Consider the following 17,966-nt stretch of genomic DNA (forward strand, 5'->3'; position numbering starts at 1 on the left):
TATTTAACGGCACTAAATAGCCTGAGAGTTCAGGCGCTGTTGCGCCCGTACAAACCCCTGGGTCACCACTTCGGTTATCGCTTGTCCGGCGCGCTCTAAAGCGTCTTTAAGGGCTCCTTGTTCCCCGCGGGGAAACCGGGAAAGCACATAGTCCGCGGGATCTTGCCGGGGATGAGGACGACCGATCCCGATCCGCAGGCGTGCATAGTCTTTAGTTCCCAGGTTCGCACTGATGGAGCGCAACCCGTTGTGACCGCCTTCGCCGCCTCCGCGTTTAAGCCGTAAGTCGTAGGCAGCTAAATCCAGTTCATCGTGGACTATCAGTAGGTTTTGGGCGGGGTCAATCCCGAAAAACTTCACCAGTTTAGCGGTGGGAATTCCTGAAGTATTCATATAGGAATCCAGCTTCGCCAGATGCACCGCCGGTCCCGGAGTACCCGGTATGCCCAGGTGTAAAGTTGCTACCTGGCAGCCAGTTTTGTGGCGTCGTAACTGTTCTCCTTGGGCTTGCGCCAAGTGGTCAATCGCCAAGTGACCGGCATTATGACGGGTCCCCGCGTATTTTTCTCCTGGATTGCCCAAGCCAATCACCAGCCAAGACTGTTCCATTTCAGCCCCCAAAATAACGTCCTCCCCCACTAAAATTGGTTTCGGGGAGGGCGTCCGCCCTCCCCGAACCATAAAAGCAGTGGTTACTCTTCGGATTCTTCCTGAGCTTCTTCTTCAGCAGCCTCTTCGTCTTCTGCTGCCTCTTCAGCAGCCGGCTCTTCCGGCATTTCTTCGGGCAGAGTAATCGAGAGTACATCGTGATCGTCGTCCAAAGTGGTGACTACGTCTGCAGGCAACTCTAGCTCGCCAGCACGCAGTACGTGGCCTTCTTCCCAGCCTTCCACGTTGATAACGATTTCTTCGGGGATCTCCAGGGGAGATACCTGTACCGGCAGGTCGAAGATTTCCAGGTTGACCACGGTACCGGGAGCAGGCTCGCCCGTAACCGTAACCGGAACTTCCACTTCCACTTTTTCGTCGCGGCTTACCGCTTGCAGGTCAATGTGGAGAATGTCGCGGCGTACCGGATGACGCTGGATTTCCTTTAGCAGTACCAGGTGCTTTTCCCCGTCAACCTCTAGGTTAATAATCGCGTTCGGGTTATCTTTTACGATCAGGAAAGTCTCGTGTCCCGGCAGGCTGAGATGCAGGTTTTCTTCTACGGTGTGCCCATAGAGTACCGCCGGAATCAGGCCGGCGCGACGAGCGCGACGGGCTGCGCCTTTACCGGTTTCATTACGTACTTGTGCAGATAGCTCTGAAGCCATATTTACGTTCCTCCTTAGGATTACAGATATTTACGGAACCCCGGAGGACGTGGGTTTTCCCACGGCCACGTCGATAACGGCGCAGATGCGCCCTCGCCGAGGCAACCTAACTTTAGGATATAGTCCCCATCCGGTCAGGTAAACTCGGAAGCTCTAAAGGTTTGGCAACTCACATTTATTGCCAGAGGAATACTATTCCTGATCGAAGAGGGCGGTCACGGATCCGTCATCGAACACAGTCCGAATCGCGCTAGCTAGTAGGGGCGCGATTGGCAGGATCGTTAGCTGCGGGAAACGCTTATCTGCCGAAATCGGCAGGGTATCGGTAACAATGATTTCGCGAGCCCCGCAGGTAGAAAGCCTCTCGGCGGCAGGCGGAGATAGCACCCCGTGCGTCGCTGCCACAATCACATCTTTCGCTCCCGAATGTAGTAGCACTTTCACCGCTTCCGCGATAGTGCCACCAGTATCAATCAGGTCGTCAACCAGAACGCAGGTGCGTCCCTCAACCGTACCTACTACCCGGTGAGCTACCGCCACATTGGGACGGGTGGTATCCCGGGTCTTATGCACGAAAGCTAGTTCGCAGCCCCCCAGCTTATTAGCCCATTTTTCTGCCACCCGAATACGCCCGGCATCAGGAGAAACAATCGTCAGATTAGTTTGGTCTACCCGCCGTTTAACATAATCAATCAGCACCGGCTGCGCATAAAGGTGATCCCACGGACCATCAAAGAATCCCTGCTCCTGGGCGGCGTGCAAGTCGACACTCATCAACCGGTCAGCGCCAGCAGTCTTAAATAGGTCTGCAATTAGGCGAGCAGAGATCGGTTCGCGGCCTTGGTGCTTCTTATCTTGCCGCGCGTAGGGGAAGAAGGGCGCTACTACGGTGATACGCGCTGCCGATGCCCGTTTGAGAGCATCCACCATAATCATCTGTTCCATTACCCACTTGTTCAAAGGTGCGGTATGGGATTGCACCACGTAGCAGTCCGCCCCCCGGACTGACTCTGAGAAGCGTACGTAAATCTCGCCATTGGCAAAGTCGTAGGCAACGGTCGGTAGCACTTCGGTATGGAGCTCTTCGGCGATTCCTTGGGCAAGTTCGGGGTATGCCCGTCCCGGTACAATCAGAAGGTGTTTTTGACCTGCAGATTTAATCCCCGTCATTGCGTATTACCTTTCATTTTCGGCGAGAATTCGCCATACCGTTATTTTGATTGTACAAGTCCTCATGAGTCTTAGAGATTGGTTTCGCAACTGTGGTTGGAACCGCTGGCAAGATTAACTGCCCGTAAATCGCAACGACGCACCCGCGCGCCCTCCCCAACTTTTACATCGGTGAGGGAAGTAAACGGTCCGATCTCCGCTCCGGCAGCAATAACCGTGTTTCCATGCAAATCGCATCCGGGCAAAACCACAGCATCAGCAGCAATTTTGACGCTCTTTTCAATCCAAGTGGTTTCGGGGTCAACGATGCTCACCCCCTCTTTCATCAGCTGATCGAGGATCCGCCGGTTATATTCGCGGTGTAATCCTGCTAGCTGAGCCCGGTCATTACAACCCTCGGCCTGCATATAATCAGTGATCAGATAGGCTCCCGCCCGCCCATTACTTGCCGCCAGAGCGATGGTGTCAGTCAGGTACACCTCACCCTGATCATTATCGGTACCTAGACCAGAAAGCGCATGGTTTAAGAACTGGGCGTCGAAGGCATAGATCCCGGCATTAATTTCTCGGATACCCCGTTGGTCTTCTGTGCAGTCCCGATCTTCGACAATAGCGGTGACTGCGTCCGAATCGGAACGGATTACCCGCCCGTATCCGCTGGGGTCTGGCACCTGGGTGGTTAGTACCGTCACTTGATTGCCGGACAGCTGGTGGCTTTCCAGCAATTTTTCCAGGGTTGAACTTTCTAGCAGGGGCACATCACCCGAAGTGATAACCACGGTACCGGCCAGTTCACCTTGCTGCGCCAGTTTATCGAGAGCGCATTGCACCGCCCGCCCGGTTCCCGGAATTTCATCTTGATCAGCTAAAACTGCCTGTGGATAATTCTGGTTAACATACTGGGCAACCACCTGACGTTCATGGCGGATTACTACACATAACGAGGTGGGATCCAAGGCAGCAACCGCATCTAGAGCATGCCCCAATAGCGCTTTGCCCGCCAGCGGGTGCAAAACTTTAGGACGAGAAGATTTCATCCGAGTACCTTTACCAGCTGCTAAAACAATCGCTGCAGACGGCGTAGTTTCCACGATTTGACCCCTTACAGGTAGCCGGATTGGAAATAGTAGGCACCCGAAATGCCAGTTCCGCCCCCAGGATTCGAACCCGGCTCTCAAGGCACCAAAAGCCCGCGTGTTACCTATACACCAGGGCGGAATACTTCCTCTATCTTACACATTCAAAAAAGTTTCCTAAAACCGCGCCACTTCCCCAATGGTCGTTCCGAATTATTTTGCAGATTTTTCTGCCCCATCAGCTCTGGGAAGTAACTCCACGCCAGCGGTAAAAGCGAACGCTAACCGGCGTTAAAAACCCCGGGAGCGAAAATAAAAAACGCGACATAGGCACCCAATTTCTGTGGCCAGATCCATATTTTAGGTAAACCTAACTTCGTGACCATATTCATGACAATCAAACATAGACCATTGTCTCGACTTCAAGTAAACTTAGCTTGTGATTTCACAAAATAATTCCTCCGATGCCACTGACGAAGTCGACCGTATCGTCCTTGCTTGGCAGATTGAGCGTCCCGATCTGGATGTATCTCCTATGGAGGTTTATTCGCGAGTTGCGCGCTTGGCTCGCCACTTGGATTTGGCGCGCAAAGAAGCCTTCAACACTCAAGGTATGGAACCGTGGGAGTTCGACGTGTTGTCGGTGCTGCGTCGCGCCGCCGCCCCCTATTCTTTAACCCCGGGCACCTTGTTACAAGAACTCTTGGTTTCTTCCGGCACGATGACTAACCGGATTGATCGCCTAGAAAAAAAGGGGTTAGTCAAACGCACCCCTTCCCCGCATGATCGCCGGGCGGTGCTGGTAACTCTCACCGATGAAGGAGTTACGAGGGTGGATTCGGCTCTCAAGGAACTGCTGCAACGCGAGTCAGAGTTAGTAGCTCCCTTGGACGAGGACGAAAGAAAAGAATTATCTGTCCTGTTACGGCGGTTACTGCTACCTTTCGAGGGTACCCCGGTGCGCCCTCTGCGCTAAGCCGCCGGCGCTTAACTACCGCTCCCCTACAGACAGTTTCTAGCTACCAACTGGGGACTGCCATGGACAACCCGGTTTATTCCAAGCTTTCTGACAGGAGTAACCAGGCCTCTTCAAGTGCTTCGGCTTCGCTGACCAATTGGCCGCGGCGCTGATTAAGTTTTTGCAGGTGCTCTAATCCCCCCGGGGAAGTATCGGATGCCCCTTCGGTTAACTCATGATCTAATTCTTTGAGCTGTTGTTGCAGCTTATCCAGTTTCTTTTCCGTCGCCGAAAGCTCTTTACGTGCCCGATAAATCTCAGCCCCGCTTTTTTGCGGCGGTTTGTTAGTTGTCACGTTATCGGCAACGCTAGTTTTATTTGTGCTAGTCCCCTTACCGGCGCCTGCGGATTTCTGGGCAGAGGCTCGCAGCTGCAAATACTCTTCCACTCCCCCAGGTAGCGCCGCTAAAGTACCGTCTGCCAGCAGCGCCACTTGGGAATCGGTCACCCTTTGCAGCAGGTAGCGGTCGTGACTGACCACCACCAGCGTGCCCGGGAAAGAATCGAGCAGATCCTCTAACTGCGCCAAAGTGTCGGTATCCAGGTCGTTAGTGGGCTCATCCAGGATTAGCACATTAGGTTCTGCCAGCAGCTGGGAGGCGATCTGCAACCGCCGCATTTCTCCCCCGGAGAGATCACTTACCCGCGTCCAGGCACGCTCTTTACTAAACCCCAGCTTTTCTACCAGTTTGGCGGCAGTTATTTCTTGTTCCCCCCACTGGATTCGCTCCTTAATCTGGGAAATTGCCTCCACGACTCTTAGATCGGGATTCATACCGCGGATTTGGGGAATCTGCTCCAAGGTGGCCAGCTGTACGGTTTTTCCGCGTTTAACCTTGCCGGCGGTAGGGATGAGTTCTCCGCTCATTATCCCCAGCAAAGTGGATTTACCCGCGCCGTTAACACCGATGACGCCTACGCGTTGACCAGGATTTAGACGCCAAGTAACCTGATTCAAAATTTTTCGCTTTGATCCGGGATAGGAGAAAGATACGTCCTCTAGTTCGATCACTCGTTTTCCCAAGCGCGCTGATGCTAGGCGCACTAACTCTACGTTGTCGCGCAAGGGGGGAACATCACTAATCAAGGCTTCGGCAGCCTCGATCCGAAACTTCGGTTTGGAGGTACGCGCCGGGGCTCCCCGACGCAGCCAGGCTAACTCTTTGCGCAACTGGTTTTTGCGTTTTTCTTCCGCCACTTGGGCTTGTCTGGCTCGCTCCATGCGGGCAAGCACATAGGCAGCATAGGAGCCTTCATATTCCTCCACGTGTCCGGGAATCTGTTCCCGGCCATATCCGGGATCAACTCCGGGAACCACCTCCCAAATCCGGTTACAAACTGCATCCAAGAACCAACGGTCGTGGGTAACCACCACTAGCGCTCCGTTTGCGGATCCGACACGGTTATTGAGGTAGTGAGCCAGCCAAGCTACCCCTTCCACATCTAAATGGTTGGTGGGTTCATCTAAAGCCAAAATGGGGGCATCTTTTCCCAGGGTACGCGCCAAGGCTACCCGCCGTTCCTGTCCCCCAGACAATTCCCCACATTTGGTGGCCAAATCTATATCCGGCAGGATTCCCTCATCGATTTGCCGCAATTGCGACTGGGATGCCCATTGATAGTCGGGTATATTGCCGTGAACTGCCTGTTTCACTGTAAGCTCGGGATCGAGTCTCCCTTGTTGTGAAAGGCTCGCAAAACTTACCTCGGGCGCATAGGTAACACTGCCCCTATCGGGTTCTTGAGTTCCGCTAAGCAGACGCAATAGCGTCGATTTTCCCGCTCCATTAGGACCTAGAATCCCGATGCGATCCCCAGGAGACAAGCTGACAGTTATTCCCTCCAGTAGACGACGCGGTCCGGCGAGGGCACCGGCTTCATGGGTTCCGGCTAGAAAAACGCTCACGCTAACCACTGCTTTCCACATATATGGGGGTCACCGGCGCTAAAAGTCAGTGGCAAGGCATAGGCAACCTGCTCTAGCTGGGCAAGCTCCGCGGCCAGCTTTTCTGCCTGCTCTGGGTTTTCCACCAGGCAGATAACGCTGGGGCCAGATCCAGATATAAATGGAATCGCCCCCTGTTTTTCTGCCGCCGCTATAGTTGCCTCTAGCTGCGGAATTAGCGTTATCGCTGGGGCTTGTAAATCGTTACAGATTAGTTGTGGGAGGGCGTCGAAGTCGGCGGTATACAGTGCCTCTAGCAGGGTGGTTATTTCCGGTAGCGTCGGCATTAGTGTCTGCGCGGCGCCCGCCTGGTCAAATTGCTTAAATACTTGCGGGGTAGGCAGAGTTTGCGGGGAAACCGCCACCACCAGGGGTAAAAGTTTTGCTGGCGGCAGGGGGGTAATCCGATCACCGCGCCGATCCGCGAAACATGTTCCTCCATAGAGCCCAAAAGGTACGTCTGCACCCAGGCCGGCACCCAGTTCGGCTAACTCCTCCCGGCTGAGCCCGGCTTGCAGCACCTGGTTAGCGGCGAGCAATGCTGCCGCACAATCCGCGGATCCTCCCGCCATACCGGCCGCTACCGGCACCTGTTTTGTCACCTTGATTCGAGCTCCCCCTTGGTAACCACAACGGGTAGCTACCAGCATAAATGCTCGGGTCGCGAGGTTGTTAAGCGGATCTAGGTCAGCAAGTGCCTCTTGGTCACGTCCGGGATGGTATCCCACAGCGCCTGGCGGAGCGCTAAAGGAAACTTCCAGATCAATACCGGTAGGCTGCAGAGTTATTTCCACGGTTTCTTTTAGACTGACAGCTTGAAATAGCGTAGAGAGCCGGTGATACCCCGCTACTGATTCTCCGCAGGCCAAAAAGAGGTTTATTTTACCGTTAGCGCTGGCAGTAGCGGTTTTCTCTGTGGCGTTACCGTCACAACCAGGCGCGTAGCCCACCGCGGTTAATGCTTCTGTAGGGATTTGCTGCCCGGGAGTTGTCACGCTCTCCGCCATATTTTCAAAACCTGCAAGCAGCGCCTTCCGCAGCCGGGTGAGTGCCACAAAATCTTTGATCTCCAGGTTTTCCGCGCGCTGGGTAGGATCGATTCCGCCGGCTTTTAGCAGGGGAACCGCTGCTAAGGGCTGAGCCCAAGTTTTGAGGCCTGCCCGCAGCATCTTGCGCCGGGAAGCAAACGCCTGGTCGATCAGATTGAAAACTGCTTCCCGTTCAGCTGCTGGTGGCGCTATTAACCCCGCCTGTTTCCCTAATGGTGCCTCACGCGAACTGTTCGCGGTCTTTTTCTCTTCTTGGGAGGGGAAGTAGGGTTGGGTTTTTCGAGTAATTTCTACCAGCGCCGAATCCACGTTCGGTTGCGGATAAAAAACCCGCCGCGAAATATCGGATCCCATCCGCGCCTGACCGTACCAGGCGATTTTCACGCTCGGCACCCCGTAGATCTTTGTGCCGGGCTGGGCACAAAGACGCTGGGCTACTTCCTTTTGCACCATCACAAAGGCGCGTTCAATGCTGGGGAAAGTCGCAAATAAATGCAGCAATACGGGCACTGCAACGTTATAGGGCAAATTAGATACCAAAACCGTGGGAGAAAAATCTCTACTCGAGGTGGAGGACGCAACCGAAATACTGCCCCCGCGCTCATTCCCAACGTCCTGTGCGCCCTCGGAAATACTAGCTAATCCCGCTAAATCTGCCGGTACTAGTTTTAACGCATCTTTTTGAATCAAGTACAGGTTATTTGCAGCGCCCGGGGCATGAGCACATATGGTTGCCGGTAAAAAACTGGCGAGCCGCGAATCGATCTCGCAAGCCACTACCTGGGCTTGGGCTTCTAGCAGACCTAAAGTTAACGATCCTAATCCCGGGCCAACTTCCAGTACTTGGTCACCAGGTTGTATGCCGGCTTCCCGTACGATCTTGCGGATAGCGCTAGGCTCAGTAACAAAGTTTTGTCCCAGCTGTTTGGTTGGACGGATATTAAGCTTGCGGCACAGCTGATGGATCACGCTGGCGGTCAGCAAGTTAACTGGGAGGTTTTTTTCCACCCCTCTAGCTTACTAGTACCAGTTGACCCGTTCGGAATGCTGCCAGGCACCGCAGGGGTCACCGTAACGTCCCGCAATATAACCTAGTCCCCACTCGATCTGGGTGGCGGCGTTCGTACGCCAATCGGCACCGGCAGAAGCCATTTTGCCTCCTGGTAGCGCCTGGGGAATCCCGTAAGCACCGGAACTGGGATTTCGTGCGGCCGCATTCCATCCCGATTCCCGGTTCCATAGTTTAACTAGGCAGGTGAACTGCCCTTCAGACCATCCGCGAGCAATCACTTTTTCATGGGCGATCTCTTGCGCCTGACCTGCAGGTACTACCGCACCATACTCTTGCGGTTCTGAGGTTTCTGCTGGCCCGACCCGCACGATCTTCGGCTCGGCTTTAACCAGGGTAGTTACTTGCTCTGGCGATTGGAAGGCCACGGCTCCATCGACTTTTTCTACGAAAGTACTTTTCGCGGTGACTTCTTCTTTGCCTTCATCCTCTACAACTTTGGTTCCGGGCGCTAAGGTTTGGTCTGCTACTTCTTTAACGGGAGGGGCTGAAACCTGTTCTTGCTTAGTGATCCCGCGCTCCACGCGAGAAACCTTGATAGTTGCTGCGCTAGAACTGGTTTCTTCCACAACTACCCGATCCAGCGCTGCTAATTCAATCCCGGCGGCCTGCGCCGCTACCCGCGGATCTGCGCCCTCTTGGTAGACACCGCCCACTTCCTTGCCGTCAACCCTAAATGTTGCTTTTAGCTTAGGAGAGTCGTGGTTATCTACTCCCCAATCGATTTTCGCGTCTTTAGTTCCTTGTAAAACCACTGGGCGCGCATGCACAATTTTTATCTTTTGATTACGAGCCATCTGGGTATCGAGGGCGGGAACCACCTGGTCGTATTGACCAACTTTGATTCCCATATCCGAAACCACCTGCTCCACGGTACGATTCATGGTTTTTACTTGGCGGCTAGCTCCGTCAACAGTAACCGTGACCGTCTTGTATTCACTGGCGACGGCGAATCCCCCACCTAAGACAATGGCGGTGGCAATGCCGGCAAATATCGCCGTCATTTTCGCGCTGGTGCGTCGATGTTTCCTGCTCAACTGGTTCCTCACTGCGTCTCTATTACCCGTAAACCGGTAACTATTTTCGCTTCTCCCTAACTGTAACCTGATCGTTATAAAATGACTACCTTTTTGTGACCTACAGCTAGTGGCGCGCTACCGGTTATTTTAGTATCTCCACCCAGATTTGTGAAGATGCTTTAACCATCAGTTAATCAGCGAAAGCCGCGACTGCCTCGCCATACACTTCGCGAGTATTATTTAGCAGCTGCCGCGTCATATCAATTTCCGTAAAACCAGTGATTTCTGCCAGTTTACGCACTGTCCACACCGTCATATAAGAGGCATTCGGCTGCCCCCGATGCGGATGGGGCGTTAAATAGGGGGCATCGGTTTCTACCAGCAAAAGCGAAGGCGGCATCACCCGCGCCGCCTCGCGCAGCCACTCATTGGCGTTATAGGTAACCGGTCCGGCAATCGAGGCATACCAACCATTGTCCGATAACACCTGCGCAATCTCACTATCGCCGCTAAAACAGTGGAAAACAGTCCGTTCCGGGGCACCTTCCTCCAGCAAAATCCGAATAGTATCCGCATGAGCTTCGCGGTCATGAATCTGCAAAGGCAACCCCAGTTCCTTCGCTAAAGAAATATGCATTCGAAAACCCTGTTGCTGCGCCTGCCTGCCCTGCGGAGAGGTACGGAAATAGTCCAGCCCACTCTCCCCAATAGCTACCGTTTTCGCTGAAGATTTTACGGCCTCATACACCTGCCCTACCGCTTCCTCTAAGGAATACTGTTCGTGCCAAGGCTGCAGCTGATAAGTTTGCCCATCGGGGGCGGTTGCTACCACCTTCGCATGTAAAGCCGCCTCATTAGGGTGAATTGCCAAGGCGCAAAACACCTGGGGATGATTCTCACTTACCCGAACGGTAGGAGCTAACTCATCTACCTGACAACCCGAGGTAATCAGGGCGCTGACTCCCACTTTTTGCGCGCGCTCCAATTGTTCGTCCAGGCTGAGGCGCACCCCCTCTACCAGAGGAATCTGTTCTTCCCACAGGGGTAAATGGGTGTGATTATCTATGACCTTGCCCGCCAAAGGCGCAGGTAGCTGCGGCCAGCCTCGTCGTTTACGTGATTTCCCCATCTAGCTAACTGCCTCCTGAACTAGGGCGTGGATATGAACCTGGGTACCCTGCTCGGGACAACTCCAGTCAATAGTGCCTTTCAAATTACCGCGCACTAAAGTGCGCACAATCGAAGTCCCGAGGCCGTTTAGCGGCTTATCCCCCAGTCCGCACCCATCATCGCGCACCCACACATCTAGTTGGTTTCCATCTCGCTTGGCCTCCAGGGTTACTTTGCCACCGCGCTCACCCAAACCGTGTTCTACCGCGTTAGCCACCAGCTCGGAAATCACCACTGCTAACGCCGAGGCAGCATCGGCATCCACCATCCCAAAACTGCCGGTAAAAGCAGTTTTAACTACTTGGTCGGTAGCGGCCATGGCGGCTGCCATCCGCAACAGCCGAGAGATCATATTGTCAAACTCCACGGTTTCATCCACGGTTTGCGATAGTTCTTCATGTACACGTGCGATCACGGCCACCCGCCGTTCAGCCTCCCCCAGAGCAGCTTGAACCTCTAAGGAATCCGAACGTCTAATCTGCATACGCAAAAGCGCAGAAACCGTTTGGAGATTATTCTTGACGCGATGATGAATCTCGCGAATGGTGGCATCTTTAGTCATTAATTCGCGTTCGCGCCGGCGCATCTCGGTCACGTCCCGACACAGCAATAGCGCGCCGATCCGTTTGCCATCCTGTTCTAGCGGCAACGCTCGAAAAGAAATAATCCCGGAAACAGATTCTACTTCTGATACCCAAGAGGCTTTCCCCATAACCACCACGGGCAGAGCCTCATCAACTTCAGTTTGCTCTTGAATCACTTCGGTGATTAGTTCCGCCAGAACCGCCCCATTAACCTCTTCGCGTACCCCCAGGCGGCGCAGACAGGATCGGGCATTCGGGGTAAGATCCAGCACCCGCCCTTCAGCATCCAAATTAATGGCACCATCGATTAAGCGCGGCATCCCATGAGTCGTAGCCGGAGGAATCGCAGTGTTAGGGAAAACCCCACCTGAAATCATTTCACACAGCAGATTCGCGGTTCGGTGAAACCACTGTTCTTGCTGTTCAAAAACCCGCAAAGATTGAATGTTTACCTCTTGCGTAAGTGCCGCCACCACTCGCCCGTTATGCCTTACTGGAAGGGCGCTGGCAATCACCGAATAGGATCCCGCCCACCTAACCTCGGGCACTGTTGGCTCGGAGTTAGGGGCAAAAGCCGCAGCTAGCATCGCTGAACGTTTCGGAGAAGCTGATAGCCCCACCACATCATCAAGGTGGATAGTAAACCCCGAACCGGGTCGGGCATGCGCAATCGCTACAAAACGCCCGTGGTCATCAGGTATCCATAAAATCAGGTCGGCACTGCCAATGTCAGAGAGCACCTGCCAGTCCCCAACCAACATATGTAGATGGTCGATATCGCTTTCTGATAGATCCTTACCGTACTGGCGGATCAATTCTCGCATCCCACTCACGACTACCAGTCTATGCTAGGTGTCAGCTTGCGGAGTCCGTGAGCTATTCGCTAAGCCGGTTAGCTGACCGAGAGGCTTTTAAACAGCGTTATTAGCCAGCCAAAGTCGCGCCGCTGCCTCTTCTCCCCCAGAAAAAATCTGCAGATGCGACAGAAGTTCCCGTTCGATTTTCCCTCCGATAAGCGGCATATTTACCTGGAGTGTTCCGGAAATCTTTCGCAAGGTTTTCTCCGCCCCCTGCGGGGAATCCTCCAGTAGGCTCTTGGCTCTTACCTGCACCGGAACCTTACCAAAACGGACTTCGAAGTCGCCGTGAGCAATCCGGTCGGGACAGGGACTGCTAAGCCAGTTCTCCACCACTTCGATCTCTAACTGATCGGGAAGTAGTCGCGCGTATGAAGATGGAGTTTTTAGCTCTGCCAGGTCAACTTTTGCTCGCGACACAAAAGTTTCACTACCGGCCTGTTCCACCTGAACTTCACATTTAACCTGCGAGATTTGCCTCCAGCGAAACTCCAAGAACTGCGGATCGGTGAGCATTTTACAAACCCGTGCTGGCGAGGCCGGATACTCAACTTCTAGCTCGAAATCCCGCAAGCTTTCTTCCTTTCTACGGCCTCTATTATACATTCAGGCTCGCCGAGATCCGCTCAGGCGACTACCCTAAATAACCATAAGCTATTTCAATCGTATCCGCTTCAACTACTAAGTCAGCCAGGAGAATCCCTAGATGTTTGATTTTAAAACTCCCCAGTTTTTGCGCTCCGAAAATCGCGCCTCCCAAAAACAGCTGGCGGCGGCGCTACGCGAGTCGGCAACCAAAGTTCGTCATGCCTCCAGTTTCGGGGAAGTAGTAGATGCCGTCCTCGACATTCCTGGTGAACATATTGACCACAAATTGCTACAACTAGCCCAGGCTAATCCGCAAGCAGATGCCGGTGATCTGGAAAAGATATTAACGAAGCAATACATTAAACGCACCGCCTACGCCTCCTCCGCAGTGGGGGCAGGAGCTGCTCTGCCCGGAGGCGGCACCGGGGTGGCGCTGGGGCTAACCGCCGGGGAACTAGCTGCCTACGCCGTGCAGACCACCATCTATATTTTGGGGGTTTCCCGCCTGCACGGAGTGCGTCCTACTGATCGGGAACAACGCCGCGCCTTAGTGCTATCTAGTCTGCTCGGAGAAGAGGGCGCAGCGATTGTTTCTGACCAGTTGGGACTGAGTACCCTAGCTTGGGCACGCAGCTCACTAAAAAATCTGTCCTCCCCCACCTTGGGGCAAGTTAACAAAGCGCTGATGAAATACGCTTCCAAGAAACTATACCGGCGTACTGCCGGCCGGATAGCTGGACGCTTAATTCCTTTCGGGATTGGCGCCGGGGTAGGTTACCTATCCGGTAAAGCGGTAGCGCGGCGCACTGCCGAGGGCGTGAAAGCTGCCTTGGGGCCGGTACGCGATTTATCTGCCCAGGATCTAAGGGTAGAGCTGGCACCGGTGATCGATCTAACGCAAGAGCCTAATGATTCCTCCAGTGAAAAAACAGATTTCTTCGCTGATTAAAACGGTATCGTCTTAGGGATTTCCGGTTCGCCACCTTGCCACCCGCAAATAACCCTAGCGCGAGATTCGCTAGTAACCGGCTAGAATATGGACAAACAACTAGCGAAAGGTAAGGGCGTGGCAGATAGACAATACGAGGCTTTACTGGCCAAAATCTTAGAAACTGGCAGCGAGAAAGCAGATCGCACCGGAACCGGCACTCGCTCATTGTTCGGGGCTCATCTGCGCTATAACTTGGCAGATTCTTTCCCCTTGATTACCACTAAGCGAGTGTTTATGCGGGGAGTCGCCGAGGAACTGTTCTGGTTCTTATCCGGAAACTCTAATGTGCATCCCCTACAGGACAAAAACGTTCATATTTGGGATGATTGGGCGGATGCCGAGGGCGAGCTAGGGCCAGTTTACGGAGTGCAGTGGCGTTCTTGGCCCAGCCCTAGGGGCAATATCGACCAGATCGAAAACCTGCTTTCTACCATTAAGAATGACCCGTCCTCGCGCCGGATGCTGGTATCTGCTTGGAATGTTTCTGAGCTGGACAAAATGGCATTAGCTCCCTGTCACCTGCTGTTCCAAGCCTACGTAGCCGACGGACGCCTGTCTTTACAGGTTTATCAGCGTTCTTGCGATATGTTCCTGGGCGTTCCCTTTAATATCGCTTCCTATTCTTTACTCACCCATATGCTGGCTCAACAAAGCGGTCTGGAAGTCGGGGACCTAATTTGGACGGGCGGGGATTGCCATATTTACAACAATCATGTAGAGCAGGTGCGCGAGCAGCTTTCCCGCGACCCTTATCCCTTCCCCACTTTGCATTTGCGTCCGGCCGATAATCTTTATGCCTATAAGTGGGAAGATATCGAGATTGAGAACTACCGTCACCACCCGACCATTAAGGCTCCGATAGCGGTTTAGGAGGCAATTTATGAAGATTGGCATGATCTGGGCGCAGGCCGCGCACCGCGTAATCGGCAATGGTCAGGGAATGCTCTGGCACGTTCCAGCTGACTTCAAACATTTCAAAGCCACCACTATCGGAAGCCCGATTATTATGGGGCGCCGCTCCTTTGAGGCTCTAGGAAAACGACCCCTGCCGGGGCGGTTAAGCATTGTGCTAACTAGCCGAGAAGATTACCAGGCCAGCGGAGCAAAAATTGCGACCTCTATTCCGCAAGCACTAGCCCTAGCTCAGGCAACGGGCGCGCAAAAATGTTGGATCACCGGTGGCGCTCGCCTCTATGAGGAAGGAATGGAGATAGCTGACGAGTTAGTCGTTACCTACCTGGATTTAGATGTAGGAGATGACCCCAGTTATGCCCATGCGCCCCCTATTGCTCCGCAGCTATGGGTGGCAGATCCGGATCGTTCCGATAGTCAGTTTCGTCCTATTTCCGGGGACTGTCGCTGGAAGGTTGTTTACTACCAGAAAGCAGGGAATACCGGTAGTTAACGCCATAAAATCCATTAGCGTATTGCAAGGGTGCAGATAATAAGGGAGTCCAGAAAAATCGGAGGCACAATGGGGAAAAAATACCGTTGGAACACTCTTTCCAACATAGTGGTGATTCTCGGTATCCTGGTGATCCCGTTAATGTATTCCGGCCTGTTTACCTGGGCATACGAGGATCCGATGCAGCGGGTCAACCTGCTGAAAGCGGCAGTGGTAAACCTGGATCAGCCAGCTGAGGCCATCAGCGCTAATGGGGAAAAAACTCTGAAACTGGGTGAAAGTCTCGAAAAAGAACTCTACAAAGATGATGCCCCCGGCTTCTACTGGACTAAAGCTTCTCTACCGCAAGCTAAATCGGGGCTAAAGGATGGCACCTATAAGGCACTACTGCTTATCCCCAATAATCTTTCTAGTTCTTATGCAAAACTTGCAGACCCAGAAAATAAAGTCCCCGCAAAAAAGGCTCAATTAGAACTACGTACCGATGACGCGGTGAACTATCTGCAAGGCACGATGGCAACTTCGGCGGCATTAGCTCTCCAAGCAGCTCTAGCTAATGAGGGCGCCGCCGGATATATCGATCAGCTGTTGCTTTCTACCGGCTCGCTCAAAGAAGGGTTCCTGGATGCCGCCTCGGGAGCAAGCCAACTTGCCGAGGGCGGATACCAGTTAGGAGGCGGAGCCGATACCCTGGTGGTGGGATTAGGCGAATTAGCTGCTGGCAGCGTTAAGATTCGCAACGGTTCCCTGAAACTACGAGATGGAATCACCGCCTATACCGGCGGGGTTTCCCGCCTCAACTCCGGACTAGGGCAACTCAATGGCAATATGCCAAAACTAGCTGCCGGAGCCAAACAAGTTGATGGCGGCGTTGACCAGATTCACCAGCAGGTAGCGGCTATGCAACCTGAAGTTAGCAAACTGGCAAAAGATGGGAATCAATTGGTTGATTTGCTGGCTCCCCTAGCAAATTCTGGGGTCAATACCGCCAAAATTGCCCAGTTCCTAACCCAGTTTAAGGGAGCAGTTGACCAGTGCATACAGGTACCCCCCGCCACGCTTCCCACACTTCCCCAGTGCCAAGCTCTGGACAAAATGGCTTCTGATCAGGGATTAACCCTGCAACAACTATCAGAAAAAATTGCTCAAGCACAGGGAATGCTACAAATGGTAGGAAAATTATCCCAGCTTGACCCGCAGCAAATGAAAGCGAAACTGAACGCAGCCGAGCAAGGGGTAAAGGAACTTAGCCGGCAAACCGCCCTCACCCCGCCTACCCAAGCCGGAAAACAAAAACCGACTCTAAAAGATGGCACTTTTTCCCTGGCAAACGGATTAGACCAGGCACAACAGGGGGTACAGAAGCTTTCTGCCGGAGCCTCTACCCTAGAGAAGAATTCCGGGCAGTTACGCACAGGAGCTAACGCGCTCAGCAGCGGTCTTGACTCTCTGTCCCAGGGAGCGGGCAAAGCCTCCAATGGCGGAAAACAGTTAGCTGGCGGAATCGACCAGTTAACCACCGGTGCTTCTAACCTAAAAGATGGATTACGTGATGGTGCCGAACAGGTGCCCACCGTTGACCAGGAACAGGCTAAAAAAGTCTCTGAAGCGGCGAGCGGAGTTGCCGATGTGGAATCGGTACGGCAAAATCCGGTACGCCATAACGGTGCTGGATTCGCCCCCTTCTTCATGGCGCTATGTTTGTGGATCGGCGGGATCGCCATTTTCTTGATCTTCCCCGCCCTGGATTTGCGGCGCCACCCCGAAGAGAGTTTTTGGAGTTGCGGTTTCCGTTCCATGTCCATCGGGGCACTCTTCGGTACTCTGCAAGCGGTTACGGTAGTAACTGGTATGCAACTATTCCTAAAGCTAGATGCTCAAAATTTCGGGGCATTATTGCTAATAGCAGTATTAGCCTCTATTGGATTCGTGGCGGTAAACCAAGCCTGCGTAGCCGCCCTCGGATACCGAGGACGCGCCCTTTCGGTAATCTTGCTGTGCTTGCAAATCACCTCTACCGGCGCAACTTTCCCGGTAGAAACGGCGCCGAAGTTCTTCCAGTTCCTCAGCCCTCTGCTCCCCATGACCCATGTGGCACGCACTATCCGCGCCGCGATTGCCGGCGGAGAACTACTTTTTGGCAAAGCACTAATAGTGCTAGCGATCTGGACGCTACTTGCCTGGGTGGCAACCATCATTTCCACCGCGCGCCGCAAAGGCCAGCGCCCCATGCCCTATGATCCTGCCTTGACTTTCAAGAAGGTTCCCTTGGTTTCATCCCCTTTGGGGGGAAACTCCAACAACAACGTGGAGGATTACGACCAGCGCACTCGCCAAGCCAAAGAAAACCTGCCTAGCTGATTGCGTGTGGCGCGGGGCTGCCTCGATAAAAGTGCTCCGGGGACCCCGTGAGTCTCACTTTGTTCGACTCAAGCCCCTCTCGCATCTTTTATCGGGCGCGCCCTGCTCCCACCTGGCACATCATCTCGCTTCAGCTATACCTTTCACACGGTTCTGTAGCTAGCCGAGTGCGCTGGGCGCGTAGGTATTAGGCGGGACAAAAGATCGGTTCCTGTACAACTTGCCCGCCCCACCCCTATGCGCGGGAATAAGTTTTATCCGAGTCGGCTAGGCGGGCGTTAAATCCGAAAAGGCAACGCCTTTTCGGGTTTTGGGCAGGAGGAAAAACTTATTCCCGTGCAGAACGTA

15 protein-coding genes and 1 tRNA gene are annotated in these 17,966 nt (G+C 53.7%); 5 read left to right on the forward strand and 11 right to left on the reverse strand.

The genetic code is table 11. The features are described from left to right. Nucleotides 1-12 precede the first annotated feature (12 nt). From pth to E6072_RS03885, 5 genes are all read right to left on the reverse strand, one after another. The gene (pth, locus tag E6072_RS03865) at nucleotides 13-609 is read right to left on the reverse strand and encodes an aminoacyl-tRNA hydrolase (protein WP_316693946.1); all 597 of its coding nucleotides are present in this window, start codon (nucleotides 607-609) and stop codon (nucleotides 13-15) included. A gap of 83 nt (nucleotides 610-692) precedes the next feature. Then, nucleotides 693-1,316, reverse strand: coding sequence for a 50S ribosomal protein L25/general stress protein Ctc (locus tag E6072_RS03870; RefSeq protein ID WP_316693872.1), 624 nt, complete (start codon nucleotides 1,314-1,316; stop codon nucleotides 693-695). 192 nt (nucleotides 1,317-1,508) lie between these two features. Further along, nucleotides 1,509-2,486: a ribose-phosphate diphosphokinase gene (locus tag E6072_RS03875; protein WP_101929165.1), complete on the reverse strand. Its 978-nt coding sequence runs from the start codon at nucleotides 2,484-2,486 to the stop codon at nucleotides 1,509-1,511. Between the two features lie 71 nt (nucleotides 2,487-2,557). Further along, nucleotides 2,558-3,577, reverse strand: coding sequence for an NTP transferase domain-containing protein (locus tag E6072_RS03880; RefSeq protein ID WP_316693874.1), 1,020 nt, complete (start codon nucleotides 3,575-3,577; stop codon nucleotides 2,558-2,560). 55 nt (nucleotides 3,578-3,632) lie between these two features. Continuing rightward, nucleotides 3,633-3,704, reverse strand: a tRNA-Gln gene (locus E6072_RS03885). Between the two features lie 297 nt (nucleotides 3,705-4,001). Here E6072_RS03885 and E6072_RS03890 point away from each other — a divergent pair. Next, nucleotides 4,002-4,538, forward strand: a complete 537-nt coding sequence (locus E6072_RS03890; protein WP_316693876.1) for a MarR family transcriptional regulator — start codon at nucleotides 4,002-4,004, stop codon at nucleotides 4,536-4,538. Nucleotides 4,539-4,614: 76 nt separating this feature from the next. On the opposite strand, the gene E6072_RS03895 is transcribed toward E6072_RS03890, so the two are convergent. The 6 genes from E6072_RS03895 to E6072_RS03920 all read right to left on the reverse strand — a co-directional run bounded on the left by E6072_RS03895 (nucleotide 4,615) and on the right by E6072_RS03920 (nucleotide 12,846). Next, the gene (locus E6072_RS03895) at nucleotides 4,615-6,486 is read right to left on the reverse strand and encodes an ABC-F family ATP-binding cassette domain-containing protein (RefSeq protein WP_316693877.1); all 1,872 of its coding nucleotides are present in this window, start codon (nucleotides 6,484-6,486) and stop codon (nucleotides 4,615-4,617) included. Next, nucleotides 6,483-8,582, reverse strand: coding sequence for a 16S rRNA (adenine(1518)-N(6)/adenine(1519)-N(6))-dimethyltransferase RsmA (gene rsmA, locus E6072_RS03900; protein WP_316693880.1), 2,100 nt, complete (start codon nucleotides 8,580-8,582; stop codon nucleotides 6,483-6,485). Before rsmA ends, E6072_RS03895 begins: the two co-directional genes overlap by 4 nt. Nucleotides 8,583-8,594: 12 nt before the next feature. Then, nucleotides 8,595-9,680, reverse strand: coding sequence for a ubiquitin-like domain-containing protein (locus tag E6072_RS03905; protein WP_316693882.1), 1,086 nt, complete (start codon nucleotides 9,678-9,680; stop codon nucleotides 8,595-8,597). Nucleotides 9,681-9,852: 172 nt separating this feature from the next. Then, a complete protein-coding gene (locus E6072_RS03910) occupies nucleotides 9,853-10,791 on the reverse strand; it encodes a TatD family hydrolase (protein WP_316693883.1) in 939 nt (312 codons plus the stop codon). After that, complete coding sequence (locus tag E6072_RS03915) at nucleotides 10,792-12,240, reverse strand: histidine kinase N-terminal domain-containing protein (protein WP_316693947.1); 1,449 nt, start codon at nucleotides 12,238-12,240, stop codon at nucleotides 10,792-10,794. An 87-nt stretch (nucleotides 12,241-12,327) separates the two neighbouring features. After that, on the reverse strand, nucleotides 12,328-12,846 hold the full coding sequence (locus E6072_RS03920) for a DUF2505 domain-containing protein (protein WP_316693884.1): 519 nt from the start codon (nucleotides 12,844-12,846) through the stop codon (nucleotides 12,328-12,330). Nucleotides 12,847-12,979: 133 nt separating this feature from the next. Between E6072_RS03920 and E6072_RS03925 the strand changes: the two genes are divergently transcribed. The 4 genes from E6072_RS03925 to E6072_RS03940 all read left to right on the forward strand — a co-directional run bounded on the left by E6072_RS03925 (nucleotide 12,980) and on the right by E6072_RS03940 (nucleotide 17,618). Next, a complete protein-coding gene (locus E6072_RS03925) occupies nucleotides 12,980-13,810 on the forward strand; it encodes a hypothetical protein (protein ID WP_316693885.1) in 831 nt (276 codons plus the stop codon). A gap of 87 nt (nucleotides 13,811-13,897) precedes the next feature. Continuing rightward, nucleotides 13,898-14,722, forward strand: a complete 825-nt coding sequence (locus E6072_RS03930; protein ID WP_316693886.1) for a thymidylate synthase — start codon at nucleotides 13,898-13,900, stop codon at nucleotides 14,720-14,722. A gap of 10 nt (nucleotides 14,723-14,732) precedes the next feature. Then, nucleotides 14,733-15,257, forward strand: a complete 525-nt coding sequence (locus tag E6072_RS03935) for a dihydrofolate reductase (protein ID WP_316693887.1) — start codon at nucleotides 14,733-14,735, stop codon at nucleotides 15,255-15,257. A 69-nt stretch (nucleotides 15,258-15,326) separates the two neighbouring features. Beyond that, nucleotides 15,327-17,618 (forward strand): YhgE/Pip domain-containing protein, encoded by a 2,292-nt coding sequence (locus E6072_RS03940; RefSeq protein WP_316693889.1) that lies wholly within the window; start codon nucleotides 15,327-15,329, stop codon nucleotides 17,616-17,618. The last annotated feature ends 348 nt before the right edge of the window (nucleotides 17,619-17,966 follow it).

It is taken from the genome of Varibaculum cambriense (assembly GCF_032557235.1).
Lineage (GTDB): Bacteria > Actinomycetota > Actinomycetes > Actinomycetales > Actinomycetaceae > Varibaculum > Varibaculum cambriense_C.

Coding starts and splice junctions, on each gene's coding strand:
- pth (WP_316693946.1), bottom strand. CDS start 609: ATGGAACAGTCTTGGCTGGTGATTGGCTTGGGCAATCCAGGAGAAAAA.
- E6072_RS03910 (WP_316693883.1), bottom strand. CDS start 10,791: ATGGGGAAATCACGTAAACGACGAGGCTGGCCGCAGCTACCTGCGCCT.
- E6072_RS03930 (WP_316693886.1), top strand. CDS start 13,898: ATGGACAAACAACTAGCGAAAGGTAAGGGCGTGGCAGATAGACAATAC.
- E6072_RS03875 (WP_101929165.1), bottom strand. CDS start 2,486: ATGACGGGGATTAAATCTGCAGGTCAAAAACACCTTCTGATTGTACCG.
- E6072_RS03915 (WP_316693947.1), bottom strand. CDS start 12,240: ATGCGAGAATTGATCCGCCAGTACGGTAAGGATCTATCAGAAAGCGAT.
- E6072_RS03935 (WP_316693887.1), top strand. CDS start 14,733: ATGAAGATTGGCATGATCTGGGCGCAGGCCGCGCACCGCGTAATCGGC.
- E6072_RS03870 (WP_316693872.1), bottom strand. CDS start 1,316: ATGGCTTCAGAGCTATCTGCACAAGTACGTAATGAAACCGGTAAAGGC.
- E6072_RS03925 (WP_316693885.1), top strand. CDS start 12,980: ATGTTTGATTTTAAAACTCCCCAGTTTTTGCGCTCCGAAAATCGCGCC.
- E6072_RS03940 (WP_316693889.1), top strand. CDS start 15,327: ATGGGGAAAAAATACCGTTGGAACACTCTTTCCAACATAGTGGTGATT.